The 14,437-nt window shown below is 48.7% G+C and carries 13 protein-coding genes; 12 read left to right on the forward strand and 1 reads right to left on the reverse strand.

Annotated elements, in window-relative coordinates:
• The 12 genes from K7P76_RS08245 (at window position 1) to K7P76_RS08300 (ending at window position 14,073) form a co-directional block, all read left to right on the forward strand.
• Window positions 1-1,476, forward strand: coding sequence for a rhamnulokinase (locus tag K7P76_RS08245; protein ID WP_232184768.1), 1,476 nt, complete (start codon window positions 1-3; stop codon window positions 1,474-1,476).
• A gap of 26 nt (window positions 1,477-1,502) precedes the next feature.
• Complete coding sequence (locus tag K7P76_RS08250) at window positions 1,503-2,267, forward strand: DeoR/GlpR family DNA-binding transcription regulator (protein ID WP_232184769.1); 765 nt, start codon at window positions 1,503-1,505, stop codon at window positions 2,265-2,267.
• 170 nt (window positions 2,268-2,437) lie between these two features.
• The gene (locus K7P76_RS08255; protein WP_232184770.1) at window positions 2,438-3,166 is read left to right on the forward strand and encodes a (Fe-S)-binding protein; all 729 of its coding nucleotides are present in this window, start codon (window positions 2,438-2,440) and stop codon (window positions 3,164-3,166) included.
• Window positions 3,163-4,686 carry a LutB/LldF family L-lactate oxidation iron-sulfur protein gene (locus tag K7P76_RS08260; protein ID WP_232184771.1) on the forward strand — a complete coding sequence of 508 codons (1,524 nt, stop codon included), beginning with the start codon at window positions 3,163-3,165 and terminating at the stop codon, window positions 4,684-4,686. The genes K7P76_RS08255 and K7P76_RS08260 overlap by 4 nt, the downstream gene beginning before the upstream one ends.
• On the forward strand, window positions 4,679-5,404 hold the full coding sequence (locus tag K7P76_RS08265) for a LutC/YkgG family protein (RefSeq protein WP_232184772.1): 726 nt from the start codon (window positions 4,679-4,681) through the stop codon (window positions 5,402-5,404). Before K7P76_RS08260 ends, K7P76_RS08265 begins: the two co-directional genes overlap by 8 nt.
• Window positions 5,405-5,422: 18 nt before the next feature.
• Window positions 5,423-6,133, forward strand: coding sequence for a FadR/GntR family transcriptional regulator (locus tag K7P76_RS08270; RefSeq protein WP_232184773.1), 711 nt, complete (start codon window positions 5,423-5,425; stop codon window positions 6,131-6,133).
• A gap of 29 nt (window positions 6,134-6,162) precedes the next feature.
• Window positions 6,163-6,828, forward strand: coding sequence for a ThuA domain-containing protein (locus tag K7P76_RS08275; RefSeq protein WP_232184774.1), 666 nt, complete (start codon window positions 6,163-6,165; stop codon window positions 6,826-6,828).
• A 122-nt stretch (window positions 6,829-6,950) separates the two neighbouring features.
• Window positions 6,951-8,411 (forward strand): RCC1 domain-containing protein, encoded by a 1,461-nt coding sequence (locus K7P76_RS08280; protein ID WP_232184775.1) that lies wholly within the window; start codon window positions 6,951-6,953, stop codon window positions 8,409-8,411.
• A 27-nt stretch (window positions 8,412-8,438) separates the two neighbouring features.
• A complete protein-coding gene (locus K7P76_RS08285) occupies window positions 8,439-9,410 on the forward strand; it encodes a hypothetical protein (RefSeq protein ID WP_232184776.1) in 972 nt (323 codons plus the stop codon).
• 88 nt (window positions 9,411-9,498) lie between these two features.
• The gene (locus tag K7P76_RS08290) at window positions 9,499-11,541 is read left to right on the forward strand and encodes a helix-turn-helix transcriptional regulator (protein WP_232184777.1); all 2,043 of its coding nucleotides are present in this window, start codon (window positions 9,499-9,501) and stop codon (window positions 11,539-11,541) included.
• Between the two features lie 157 nt (window positions 11,542-11,698).
• Complete coding sequence (locus K7P76_RS08295) at window positions 11,699-12,406, forward strand: stalk domain-containing protein (RefSeq protein WP_232184778.1); 708 nt, start codon at window positions 11,699-11,701, stop codon at window positions 12,404-12,406.
• A 17-nt stretch (window positions 12,407-12,423) separates the two neighbouring features.
• Window positions 12,424-14,073 carry an S-layer homology domain-containing protein gene (locus tag K7P76_RS08300; RefSeq protein ID WP_232184779.1) on the forward strand — a complete coding sequence of 550 codons (1,650 nt, stop codon included), beginning with the start codon at window positions 12,424-12,426 and terminating at the stop codon, window positions 14,071-14,073.
• 128 nt (window positions 14,074-14,201) lie between these two features.
• On the opposite strand, the gene K7P76_RS08305 is transcribed toward K7P76_RS08300, so the two are convergent.
• Window positions 14,202-14,357, reverse strand: a complete 156-nt coding sequence (locus K7P76_RS08305) for a hypothetical protein (protein WP_232184780.1) — start codon at window positions 14,355-14,357, stop codon at window positions 14,202-14,204.
• Between the last annotated feature and the right edge of the window lie 80 nt (window positions 14,358-14,437).

The raw sequence follows: 14,437 nt of genomic DNA on the forward strand, positions 1-14,437 counted from the left end.
TTGTCGAGCATTCTCGCGTTTGATTTGGGGGCGAGCAGCGGCAGGGCGCTGCTCGGCCGACTCGTAGATGGAAAGATCGAAGTGGAGGAGCTTCACCGATTTTCCAACGATCCGGTGCAGATGGGTAACCGCCTGCATTGGGACATATTGCGGCTGTATCACGAAATCAAGCAAGGGCTGCTTAAGGCAAAGCACGCGGGGATCGCGTTGCAAAGCATGGCAATCGATTCCTGGGCCGTCGATTTCGGTTTCATTGGCAAAGACGGGGAACTGGTCGGCAATCCCTATCATTATCGGGATCGGCATACGGAAGGCGCAATGGAAAGCTTGTTCGCCCAAATTCCGCCGGCGATTATTTTTGCCCGGACGGGCATTCAGTTTCTTCCGTTCAACACGATCTATCAGCTGTTCGCGCTTAAGCTGGCCAACTCTCCTTTGCTCAAGGAAGGCAACCGGTTTCTCATGATCCCGGATTTACTCCGATATTTTTTGACCGGACAAATGCATAATGAATTTTCGAATGCGACCACGACCCAATTGTATAACCCGGTCGAAAGCAAATGGGATACCGAATTGCTCAAGTTGCTCGAGTTTCCGAAATCGTGGTTCGGAGATGTCCTTAAGCCCGGATCTCATGCGGGTATGCTTCAGCCATCCGTGTGCGAGGAATTAGGCATTCCGTCGATTCCTGTCTATGCGGTAGCCGAGCATGATACGGGTTCCGCGGTTGCGGCGGTTCCTGCTACAGAGAAGTCATTCGCTTATTTGAGCTGCGGAACCTGGTCTCTTATGGGGACGGAAGTTAATAAACCCGTTATTAATGATCTGACGCAGAAGCTGAACTTCACGAATGAAGGCGGCGTGGCCGGTACTTACAGACTGCTGAAAAATATTATGGGTTTATGGATTCTTCAAGAATGCCGGAGAGAATGGGAGAGAGCAGGGAAATCCTACTCGTTCCCCGAATTGGTACAGATGGCTGCTGAAGCTGAGCCATTCGCCGCTCTTATCGATCCCGACGATTCCTCATTCCTGCCTCCAGGAGACATGCCGTCTAGAATCGTTCAATATTGCCGGCAGACGGGGCAGCAAGCTCCGGAAAGCGCGGGACAATTCGTTCGTTGCATATTGGAGAGTCTCGCCTTAAAATATCGGTATGTGTTCGAACTGACGGAACGATTGTCCGGACAACGGTTTAATGGCCTTCATATGGTCGGCGGCGGCATCCAGAATACGTTGCTCTGCCAATGGTCGGCGAATGCGATCGGCAAACCGGTATGGGCCGGACCGGCCGAAGGAAGCGCGATCGGGAACTTAGTCGTACAATGGATATCGCAAGGCCAGTTCGCGGATATTTGGGAAGCCCGCAAAGTTATTCGCGATTCTTTTCCAATTACGATCTATGAACCGGAAGAACGGGAAGCCTGGAACGACGCGTTTGAACGATTTTGCGTAATAACGGGGCTTACTGAATAAATTGGGTATCGGAAAAGAGGTAAGCTATGCTAGTTGCGGAGCGTTATGAGAAAATCGTAAGCTTGGTCGGCGAGAGAGGAAGCATACGGGTATCCGAACTGAGCGAGCTTTGCCAAGTGACGGAAGAGACGATTAGGCGCGATCTGGATCGTCTTGAGCGGTCCGGTCGCCTTCGCCGTTCCCACGGCGGCGCGGTTAGCGTGAAAGACGTCCCGCAGCATCCGGAAATCCCCTATGCCCTGCGGGAAATCACGCACGCAGAGGAGAAGAAGCGGATCGCTTTGGAAGCGATCAAACGGATTCAGCCGAAGGACCGCATTCTTCTGGATGCGAGCTCGACCGCTTGGTATATGGCATCCGATGTACCCGATCTTCCGCTGACCGTGCTTACCAATTCGATCAAGGTCGCGACGGAGCTAAGCAACAAGGAGAAAATCGAAGTGATCTCAACCGGCGGCATTCTCGCCCAGAGATCGCTTTCGTTCGTCGGCCCATTAGCCGAACGCTCCTTGGATGCTTACCATGTAGATAAAGTGTTCCTATCTTGCAAAGGCGTTCATCTGGAACGGGGAATTAGCGAGTCCAACGAGCTGCAGGCTCGCATTAAGGAACGGATGATCGGGATGGCGGACGAAGTCATTTTGCTGGCGGATTCCAGCAAGTTCGGCGTTCAGGCGTTCACGCATGTCGCCGATTTGGCGGAGGTCGACGTTATTATTACCGACCGGCGAATAGCCAAGGAAACGAAAGAACAGTTGGAAGACCGGGGGATTACCGTTATTACGGTTTGATCGTGCGAAGAAGTTGTGCCTTCGATTAATTGCTCCTGAGTGAACTGCATACATTTAATTTTTACAGGGAATATGCAGTTTAATCAGGAGTTAATTGGAGGCATATATTTCTTCCAACTTGTCTGATAACCTGATATTATGGAGTAAGAAGCTGAAGAGGGGTGCGCGGCATGAAAGTTTCCTTATTCATAACTTGTTTGAGCGATGCCATTTATCCGAGGGTCGGAGAAGCGATGGTCCGATTGCTTGCGAATTACGGAGTTAAAGTCGAATTCCCTACCGTGCAAACCTGCTGCGGTCAGCCGGCTTTCAACAGCGGCTATTGGGATGAAGCGCGTGCTACGGCTAAGACCATCCTGGAGGCATTTGAGGATTGCGACTTCGTCATCTCGCCGTCCGGTTCGTGCACGGGAATGATCCATCATTATCCGAAACTGTTCGAGAACGATGCGATCATGTACGAGAAAGCCGTTAAGCTGCAAAGCAAATCGTATGAATTTACACAGTTTCTCGTGCAGGTGCTCGGCGTTACCGATGTCGGCGCGACTTTTCCGCATAAGGTGACCTACCATCCCTCATGCCACGGAAGCCGCTTGCTTGGCGTTAAGGACGAACCGCTCGCACTCATGAGCAAGGTTAAAGGGTTGGAATTCGTACCCTTGCCGTTCGCGGAAGACTGCTGCGGGTTCGGGGGAACTTTTGCCGTGAAAATGTCGGAAATATCGGGTGCCATGGTTAGCGAGAAATCCGATCATGTGAAGGAAACCGAAGCGGAAGTGCTTGTGGGCTTGGATATGGCTTGCTTGATGAATATCGCGGGCAATTTGCGTTACCGCAACGAACCGGTCAGAGTGATGCATCTGGCTGAGCTTCTTTACGAAGGGGTGAAGCAGGCATGAGCAGCGGACACGGACATTCCGACGGAGCTACGGTAAAAGAACGTGCGGATCTCGCGTTAAACAATGACTTTCTAAGGAAAGCGGTCAAGTTTACGACGGAGAGACTAAAAGGCGGCAAGCTCAAAGCGACCGAGGAGCACGGAAACTGGGAAGAGTGGCGGGAGCGAGGCAAACAAATTCGCCTTCATACAATCGCTCACTTAGACTATTATTTGAACTTATTCGTAGATAACGCGCGCGCTAACGGGGTTCATGTGCATTTTGCGGATACCGCTGAAGAAGCGGTTCATATCTCTTTATCTATTGCAGAACGCAAGCAAGCCAAGTCGGTCGTGAAGTCGAAGTCGATGGTAACGGAGGAATTGCATCTCAACCATGCGCTCGAATCGATCGGCGTCGAAGCCGTCGAGACGGATCTCGGCGAGTATATCATTCAATTAGCGGGAGAAACGCCTTCCCATATTATCATTCCGGCCATTCACAAGAACCGTTATCAAATCGCGGATTTATTGTCCGAAGATGCAGGGGAGAAGCTCGAGCCGGATACGTCTATTCTGGCCGGGTACGTGCGCAGGAAATTGCGGGCGAAGTTTCTGGAAGCCGACATCGGAATGACGGGCTGCAACTTTGCGATTGCGGAAACGGGTTCCATGGTATTGTTCGAAAATGAAGGCAATGCACGCATGGTAACGACGGTACCTAAAACGCAAATCACGCTAATGGGCATGGAGAGAATCATTCCTTCCTGGGCGGATCTTGAAGTCATGGCAACCTTGTTGCCGCGCTCGGCAACCGGACAGAAGCTGACCGTATACATGTCCGGCATTACGGGACCCCGTCGTTCGGCGGATGCCGACGGCCCGGATGAAATGCACATTATTATCGTGGATAACGGACGTTCTCTGCAGCTTGGAGATCCGGAGTTCCAGGAATTGCTCAATTGTATTCGTTGCGGCGCTTGTTTGAATGCTTGTCCTGTCTACCGCCATATCGGCGGCCATGCTTACGGGGGAACCTACAGCGGTCCAATCGGCGCGGTGCTGACGCCATCATTGCAGAAAAACGTAGCCGAGTGGGACGATATCGCCAACGCTTCGAGCTTATGCGGAGCGTGTTACGAAGCTTGTCCGGTCAAAATTCCTTTGCACGAGATGCTGATCTATTTGCGTCGACGCAAGATCGAGAGCGGGCACGGAGATAAAGTTGAAGCGATCGGAATGAAAGGCTTCGCGACCGTCATGTCCAAGTCCGGCCGATTCAAAGCCGCACTAAAGCTAGGGAAGCTTGGGCAGAAGCTCGTCGCCCGCAATGGGGAAATCCGCATTAAGATCGGACCGCTTAAAGGCTGGAACAGCGTTCGGGTTACGCCGAGCTTACCGAAGAAATCATTCCGCGATCAATGGGGCACGATGGAAGCGGAAATTCGAAATGGATTAAAGGAAATGGATCCCGATATGAAAAACCGGATGGAAGCGATCGTGAAAGACCGGGCGAACGGAGGAGGTCACGGACATGGCTGATACGCATCAGGATTGGCTGATTGAAATGGAAGCCGAGTCTCGTTCCAAGCAGACTAAGTTCATAAACAGTATTTCCGAGAAATTAAGACGCCCCATGGTAACGGAGCCTCCTCGCCACCCGTTCCGCGGTTCTCCGGATTTCTGGAACGACTATGAGTTGAACGAAGAAGAACGGATCGAGCGGTTTACTACAAACTTCAAAAGCGTAGGCGGTCATGTACAGAGACTGTCGACTATGGAAGAGGTTCAACGTTTTATTGCAGATAAAGCATCGGAGTTAAGCGCAAAATACGTCATTAGGCAAAATCAACCGGAGCTGGACGAGCTTGGTTTGGAAGGAGCGCTTCCCGGCGCCCAAGTGTCGGTGTGGAACAGCGATCCCGAGCAACATTGGAAGGCACGAGCTGCCGAAGCGGATATCGGCGTCGTGATAGCCGATTATGCGGCAGCTTATACCGGTTCCATTACGGTGCTTTCCTCCAAGGACAAGGGGCGTTCCGTCAGCCTTCTGCCTACCGTCTTAATGGCTATTATTCCGGTTGAACGGTTGAAAACCCGGTTAGGCGAAATCATGGTTCACTTCGACGAAGGCGGACGCGACAGCTTGCCTGCCGGTATACACTTCATCTCCGGTCCAAGCCGTTCGGCGGACATCGAGAACGATCTGACGATCGGCGTTCACGGACCCGGCGTTGTCTACGCCCTGATTGTCGGTTGAAACGGAGGCTAGGCTGTCATGGAATTGACCCGGTTAACGAAACGGAATCATTATGAAGAAATCAAAGACCAACTCCAGCAGATGATTTTGGACGGTAAGCTGAAGGTCGGAGATAAGCTGCCTTCGACCAAGGAGATGTCCGAGAGGTTCGGAGTTGGACGTTCCACGACTAGGGAAGCATTAAGCGCGCTAAAGGCGATGGGGCTGATTGAAATCCGCCAAGGCGGAGGGTGCCGGGTTATCCGCAACTCTCCCGCTGCTGAGCTTGCGCTTCCCGAGCTTGATTCCTTGAGGATGAACAGAGAGACATTGCTCGAACTTCTCGAAGCTCGGCAATCCCTAGAAGTATCTAACGCCTCCGTCGCCGCTGCGAAAAGAACGGATGAAGACTTAGCGCAGTTTGAAGAATTAATATCTGTGATGGGCCGTTCGGTTGGTCAAGATATCGAAGGTGAGAGAACGGATTTGCTCTTTCACCTCACATTAGCCAAAGCCACCCACAACTCCATCCTTGTTAGGTTGTTCGAATCGATTGCCTACCAGTTGGAAACAGCGATCAGAGAAATTCGCAGGGTCGAGCTGTATGCCAACCAACAGGTTGCCGAGCGCCTTTATCTAGAGCATTCCGCGATATTCGAAGCCGTGCGACTGCAAGACTCCGAGCTTGCGGCACAAAGGATGAAGCAGCATCTTCAGCATGTTGAGAACATTTTGATGAAATACATTTGATAGTTGCATGGGAGGAGAGTGCCAGGATCATGAAGAAGATTGTCGCCAGCGTCGGCGATTTCTATCATAACGAGCTATGGATCAAGCAAGCGCTAGAATCGGCTCTTGCCCCATTGCAATCAACAATGGAATTGGAGCTCCTGTACGTGGATGCTGCCGATCTAAGCAAGGCGCTTGAGGAAAATCCGGCAGTCGTTGTGCTATTCAAAGAAAACCGGATCAATCCGGAGGATGAACAAGTATCGATGTGGATGGATGACGGCGTATCAAGGCAAATCGAACGGTACGTCAGCAACGGCGGCAGATGGCTCGCTTGGCACTCGGGCTTGGCATCCTATCCGGAAGACAGCGCTTATGTCGGGATGTTAAAAGGCTATTTCATATCCCACCCTGAACAGCACAAGTCGGTGCGGTACACGTCTGCGGAACTTTCGGCTGCCAATGGAGAACAGCAGTCATTCTCCTTTATCGACGAGCATTATTTCGTGGCTTGCAACGAAGCGGAAACCGAAGTGTTTCTTCGTTCGGAGTCGGAAGACGGCAGCTCTATCGCCGGATGGAAGCACGTTTACGGATCTGGGAAAGTGTGCTGCCTGACCCCGGCCCACAGATTGGAAGGCTTGACGGATCCCGAATTTATCGGAGTGCTTCGTCAATCGCTGGAATGGTGCATCTCAAGTGATCTCGTCCTTTAGGGGACGGGATTTTTTTGCGTTCCGCAAGGATTTTTACAAGGAATTGGAACTTTATTGGGAGGATATCGTCTATAGGTATGTCGGCGAAATGATTTATTTTTGAAAGTAGAAGGAGAATACATATGGAGACGAGCAACTTTCGGGTGTGGAAAGTCATTCTGGCATTGCTAATAGGATTAGGAATCATGCACCCGTTGCTGGCTAAGGCCGAAGGTACCCCGCCGCTCACGCAAACTGCGAATCATTTATTATCGAACGTAGAGCAAATAGAGGCAGGCGATACATCTGGGTTTGCCGTAAAAACGGATGGAACGTTGTGGGCTTGGGGAGGGGGGCAGGGCTCTCTCGGAAATGGAACAACCATGCCTGCATACACGCCGGTAAAGGTACATATCGATCATGTCAAACAAGTATCAAGCGGCTATCGAAGTACGCTTATGTTAAGAACGGACGGGACGGTATGGTCAGTCGGGGGTAATGAGCACGGGCAGCTTGGGAACGGGAAACAATCTACCGATATCGCTGTCGAGCCGCATCAAGTAGTAGGTTTAACCGATATTATTGCAGTATCTGCTGGCGACATGCATAGCTTGGCGTTGCAGCGAGACGGTACGGTGTGGGCTTGGGGAGGCAACGGCCTAGGACAGATCGGAAACGGCACCCTGAAAAATGCTCTATCTCCGGTAAAAGTCGACGGATTACCTACGATCGTAGCGATAGCGGCTGGAAAATATACTTCTCTTGCACTGGGTAACGGCGGTGAAGTGTGGGTATGGGGGTTAAAGCAATACAAAGGCTCAAATATGCATGAAATAAGAAAACCCACGCAACTGGCAGGTTCCGGGGAATATAAGGCCCTCGCGATCGAAGATGATGAAGCTGCAGCATTACAATGGGATGGCACGGTATGGACATGGAATAACTATACGCCGTTTAGCTCTGAGGCAACTTTAGTTCGAAAACAGGTTACGGGCTTAACGGATATCGTATCGGTATCTTTCCGTTCCGCTGTCAAAGCGGATGGAACGGTTTGGGTTTGGAGTAAAAACTCTAAAGAGGAATGGATCGCTTCTCAAATAAAAGGCATAAATGACGCAATTGCAATCACGCGAGGAACCCGCAATCAATATGTTTTGCTGAAGGACGGACATGTGCTTTCATGGGGAACGAATGAGTTCGGTCAAACGGGACTTGGTTTTACAAATTCTGCGTTTGAACTGCCTACTTTAATCAATAATTCCGTTACCGTTACGATCGACGGCAAAGAAACGGAAATGCTCGTTTCTCCATTGATCGTTAATCAAGTGACCTTCGTTCCTCTTAGGGGAGTATTGGAGAAGTTGGGCGTTCAGGTGGAGTGGGATGTCAAAACCCGTTCGATCCTCGCTACCAAGGGTGATATTCATATCGTTATCAACTCTCTAACCGGCCAAACAACCGTTAACGGGAAAGTTGTTCCGTCCGAGGAGAAACCGCTTTACGTGAACGGAAGCATCCTTGTTCCTCTTCGGATAATCGGAGAAACTGTAGGAGCCGATGTGAAATGGGATGCCCCAAATTATTCGGTACGTATCACGCAGTAATTTAAATGTCATGCCGAGGTGAGCAAAATGAGAAATCAAGTGCAGCAACTATTGCTGCTATCCCTATTTTCAATAGGTATCGTTACGGGTTGCGGTCGCTCGAATGACTCAGTGCCAGCCCAACCAACGAATACCTTTACCCAATCGGAATCCATGTCCAATGAGCCAAGTCAAAGTAAAGAGGTTACTGAGCCTAGCGTGACAGAGAAAGTACCGTTGCTGCCCCATGATATTTCCTACTACGATGGTAGTGCAAAGCTAGATGGACTCGAAGGCCAAAACACACCTGCGACGTTTAAGAGACATCGAGACCTGCCGTACGGATTTTATTTTCTTGATACGATGGAGGAATATGTGCTAGAAGATGGAACCGAATGGGGCATGGACAATCAGAGGAGTTTGTTCTCGTTGTTCACGAAAGATCAGGCTCCGTTCGAGTCCAACTATACGAATCCGTCACTTGCTCAATACTCTGAGTATGCCGGGACGGAAAAGGACGATAGCGGGAGCTACTACGATTACTTCAAAATCATCCATAAGGGCAACGAGCTTCTTGTAAGGTTGCATTATTTTGAACAAGACAAGGAAACAACATTACCGCTATTTTTAGATATCCTGAAGAATATTCGATATGTGGCCGATCCGACTTCTTTTCAAGCAGGGATAGCTATCGATTTCCCGAAAGGAGCGGACGACGACGAAGAGGCGGTCATTCTGCTTGTAAGGAAAAACATCGAAGCTATCGTTAAGAAGGACAAAGCCGCATTTAGGTCTACCCTAGTGCGTGATAACGATTTTCTCGATTATATGGTTGGTTCAAATCATCAATACCGCTTCACGAAAATGACATTGATCCGTCCAGACGATATAGAAAGTGGACGAATGGATATTCAACTAGAATATGAGTTTTTAGACGACGGTATTGTCAAATATTCCGGGAACACCGTTGTATCGCTAAAGGGAAAAGACGGTAAGTGGAAGATCGCGGATATAGATTGAGACAGCGCCGTTCGATCTTTTTTGCAGAAGAGGAGTGGTATAATGAGTAAATAAATGTAAGGATTTTCAAAGTGTGAGGTGAAGGTGCATGTCAAGGGAGATCCATCAGAGGATAACCAGCGAGAGAGATCGAATGGAGAAGCATTATCTTGTCGGTAGGGATAATGAGGTGCTATTTTATCAGGAACAAATATTAGGCGATACCTTCACCGTAAGAATTCTTAATCTTTACGGGACCGGTGGAGTAGGAAAGAGCTATTTGCTTAATGAATTTCGCCGACTTTCGGAACAGGCTGATATCAAATTCCTCATCTTAGACAGCCACGTATTTCCTCGTAACCCTTCGGAGTTCTGCTTGTACCTCCTACACATGCTTCACTATCCCGTTCAGTCTATAGAACCGGCAGCCGACATAAGCCTATTAAACGACGAATGCCTTAATGCACTTCAGGAAGCCGTTGGACAGAAGAAAATGGTGCTTGCTCTGGATACATTCGAAGTCATTGGCGAGATGGAAAGCTGGTTGCGGGATGTTTTCCTACCCAATCTGAAATCGAATATCCTTATTATCATTTCGGGGAGGCACCCCTTACAAGGATTATGGCTTTCTTCGCCTGTTTGGCGGCAGTTCATTTACCGTATGCCTCTTGCAGGTTTTGATTATTTATCTGTGAAACGGTTCCTAGAGCTCTCAAACATTGAGCAGGAAGAGAGGATTAGACACGTATATGCCTTGTCCAAGGGGCACCCACTGACCTTAGCACTGCTCGTCGCTAACCCATCGGCACTGCCCTTGCAGAATATCCCATTTGAGGATAGCAGTGAGACCTTCAGATATGTTGTGAATAGCTGGTTAACGGAGGTTCATAGTCCGGACATGCGCGTTTTGGTTGAGACGGCCGCTGTAGTTAGGCATTTCAACCAAGAATTACTAAGTTATGTGATGGAGAAAGAGGTAACAACGGAGCAGTTCCAGCAGTTATTAAAGCTTTCTTTTGTCCAGCGGGTGGATAGAGGATGGGTGCTGCATGACTTGTTACGTGATGCCATCACTTATGAATTGCGGTTACGTATGCCTGAATACTACAATCGACTGTGGAAACGTTGTGTTTTGTATTATTACGATAAAATCAAACAAACAGCTCATACAAAAATAATGTCCTGGGAAAATGCGGAGTGGTTTTATTATATTGGAAATCAGTTGATTCAAGCTGTTTTTTATCAACAATCCGTATGTTATAGCTCGGAGCCGCTCAATCCCTCGAACAGGGCGGAAGCCGAGCGGTACATCGTCAATCGCCACCTCAACGCGAAGGACGTACGAATCAAGCTTACGAACCCGGATACCAAAGAAGAGCATGACTACTTGATAACAAGTGAAGACAGCCTTTATGGGCTAAAACATATCCACCTGAAGGAATTGTACGAACTGGATCCGAATTCCGTTAAGCTGACAAGAGACTCGCAAGGGACGGTTTGCGGTCTATCGGTTATTATACCTATTAACGTGCATACATTGGACTATTTACGATCTAAACCGTTGTCCTCGGTATACTTCAACAGCCTACCGGAATCCAAGCTTAAAGAGCTGAGGGTTCCTAAGCATTCAAGCGCGGGTTACTTCTTCAAGACGCTAGATATCTACGACTTATCCGACATCCCCATGCTGCAGTCAACAGGGTTAACCTTTATCACGCATATGCTGGCTTGCGGCTACGTAGTGGCAGCCCCCCCGCCCATTCCCTTCACTTATGCCATATTAAAGAGCTTGGGGTGTGAAATGACGAAGGATGTGGTCCACTTCGATTACGATGAGAAGATCCCGTCCCCGCTGTTCGTTATAGATACCAGAGGAAACAAGCTGGAGCATTACCTGAATAGAATGGTCGCTTCGTTCGGGATCCTAGAGGAAAGGAAAGGCCGGGATGAGAAAAATGCGTCCTTGACCCTTAAGGAAAATGCGGTGATTGAGCTTGTTATTAAGGGATATTCCAATCTTGAGATCGCCAAATGTTTATTTCTCAGCGAATCCACAGTAAAGAAGCATGTCAGCAATATCTATAGAAAGCTGGACGTGAATAAAAGAGCGCAGTTAATCAATAAGTATCCGATGAAATCAAATGATCAATAAGAAGAGAAGCCTTGGCGGTTGCTGAGGCTTTTACTTTTGTGCAGCCCGTTTCTACTCCGTTTATACTCCTTTAGTACTTCTTTCGGACAATACGCATCGAGACCACGGCATGATACCGTTAAAGAGGTGTTGAATAGAGGTTCTTAGGAGGAAAGTAATGAGAAGAATAAGTATGGTGCTACTACTAGTCGTAACAGCATTATTCTGCCTTGCAACAGGAGCGTACGCCGCCAGTAAAATCACAGCGATTAAGGCTTTCTTGGACGGGGATATCAAATTCGTTAAAGACGGAGTGAACTGGCAACCAACGGACAGTAAAGGGAACGAGGTTCTACCGATTACCTATAACGGAACGACCTACTTGCCTCTTCGAGTCATCGCCGATGCTTTTAACATTCCAGTAAAGTATGATGGCAGGGCAAAAACAATCTCACTCGGAAATACCGAGGGGGTCTCTGACAACCAAAATGTCACCCTGTACGCCAAGCAAATGAAAACAGAGTACTCCGCCTCTGCCTATTATGACGTGATCGACAAAAAGCAGCTAGTCTTCGGAGGACATCAGTATAATGGAGCCTTTGCAGTGACGGCGAGCTCCAGTGAGATCTATTATTTGAAAGTAGATTTCGGGCAAAAGTACAATTCCTTGCATCTAATAATGGTGGGCAAGGCCAACATGAAATTTAAAGTGTACAACGGGGATAAGCAGCAATTGACGGATGAGATCAGCCTCGTTGAAGGCGAAGTCAAAGAGGTAGACGTTGATCTGCAAGGCAGCCAATTTGCCACGATATATACGTACGGGGCCGATACGAGCAACGGCTATCCTTTAGTTTATATTTTGAAGGACAGCTATGTGAAATAACTGAAGGAGGAGAGGCTGTGAGTGTAGCAAAAAAGTCGTTTGTAGGGGTCATAGTCTTTCTTTTATCGTTGTGTGCTGTAGGACCGATGCCCCGTATATTCGCAGAAGGGCACATTTATAATTTTAGCATTAAGAGCGCGGATCCTTATTTAATTGCCGGGAATCGCTATTCCATTTCATATACGTTAGAAAAACCTTCAGGGTCATTTACTACTACCGAAATACAATATTCCACTAGTAACGGATTAAATTGGAACAGCTTTGGGGATGTGCTGCATTTTATCCTTCCTCTCGATTCACAGCTAACTTCGGCCATTTTCCGAGTAAATGTAGACTTTGGAGCCGTGTTCCTCGGACCCGCCGCAAGCCATTCCGATCAGACAATTGGTCCATTCAAAATTATGCAGCCTGGTTCGGCGACAGATGTCACAGCGGTGCCAAATGAGAATGGCTCAGTAACGATCGCTTGGACTGACAATTCGAACATGGAGTCGTATTACCAGATTACACGCGATGGCCCTGACGGTACTAAAACGTTCTATGTTAAAAATACGACAGATTACTTCGGCCCACTCAGTTACGTGGATAACAGTACAAATAAATATGTCAGTACGATCTACGCATACTCCGTGTTACCGGTTATTGATCAATACAGCTTGCCAGACAACAATAAACCAGGAGCTGTAAGTGCGCTCGTCAAAACCATTGCGCAGAAGAGGTCTTTGGATTCAATTGACGCCTTAAAAAATATCCCCCTACTAACTGAACCCGACACGAGTATATTGACATTCAAGACTCAGTTTAACGATAGGTGGAGCAAGTACATTCTGGACATTGATAAAGTACCTGTAAGCAGTGTCACATTAAATAAAAAAGTAATCACTCTGATGAAAGGTGAGAGCGAAGCGCTGACAGCGACAGTAGTTCCTGCTAACGCGGCCAATCAGAAGGTAGCGTGGAGCAGCGATAATCCGCAAGTCGCTAACGTAGACAGTGCGGGTAAAGTAACGGCCATTTCTCCTGGGGTGGCGAAAATCATCGTGAAGACGGATAGCGGAGGATTAACCGGTGTTTGCATCGTGACGGTACCGGAAATGCCGGCACCGCCCCCCGTTAAACTTGAGCTCGGATTCACGGATATTGCCGGACACTGGGCGAACGAGTATATCACGAAAGCAGTGGCTATGGGATTCGTCAGCGGTTATCCGGATGGAACGTTCCGTCCGGATGAGGGTATCACACGCGCCGAGTTTACGAATATGCTCATGAAAGGGATTATGCCCATGACGGAAGGTACGCCGCTTGTCTTCAAGGATAAGAAGGATGTCGGAGTCTGGGCAGTCAAATCGGTGGAACAGGCGGTGAAGCTCGGAATCATCAGCGGTTACGCAGACGGTACATTTCGCCCGCAAGCAAACATTACCCATGCGGAGATGATTTCGATGGTTGTCCGAGCTTCAGGCATTCCCGCTGACCAAGTAAAGCCAACCAGCTTTACCGACGATAAGGACATTCCGAAATGGGCCAAAGCCACCGTCTCTACAGCCGAGCTGACCGGCATTATTATCGTGAGTGGCCTCACGGACAACAAATTCGCACCACAGACGAAGTCCACCCGTGCAGAAGCGGCATCGGCGATTGTCCAGATGCTGCGTATTCGAAAATAGAAATAGCGGCTTTCCGCCAATCGGACTTTGTAGCGTTCTTCGGGCGAGGCAATAAAGTTGATAGCAGTTAGCCGGCGAAGGGATATCACATCCCTTCTTTTTTTGCGAAAAAGCCCGTATGAGGTGATTCAGCTTTCTGGAGAAGGACCCCCTTTGGAACCTTCGCTCATCCCGTTTAATTTGCTTAGCGTCTTGCGCGATGAAGACTGTTCTTGAATTCGTTGTTCCCATTCCGATACACGCACTTTCGACAAGTTCATGAAGTCATTTTCATTTGGCAACATGTGATTTCCTCCTTGCGTTCTCTTCTGAGCTTTATTATGCTGTAGACAAAAGAGGAAAAAAAGTGAACAGTTTTATTTTC

It is taken from the genome of Cohnella silvisoli, assembly GCF_021190915.1.
GTDB classification, from domain to species: Bacteria; Bacillota; Bacilli; order Paenibacillales; family Paenibacillaceae; genus Cohnella; species Cohnella silvisoli.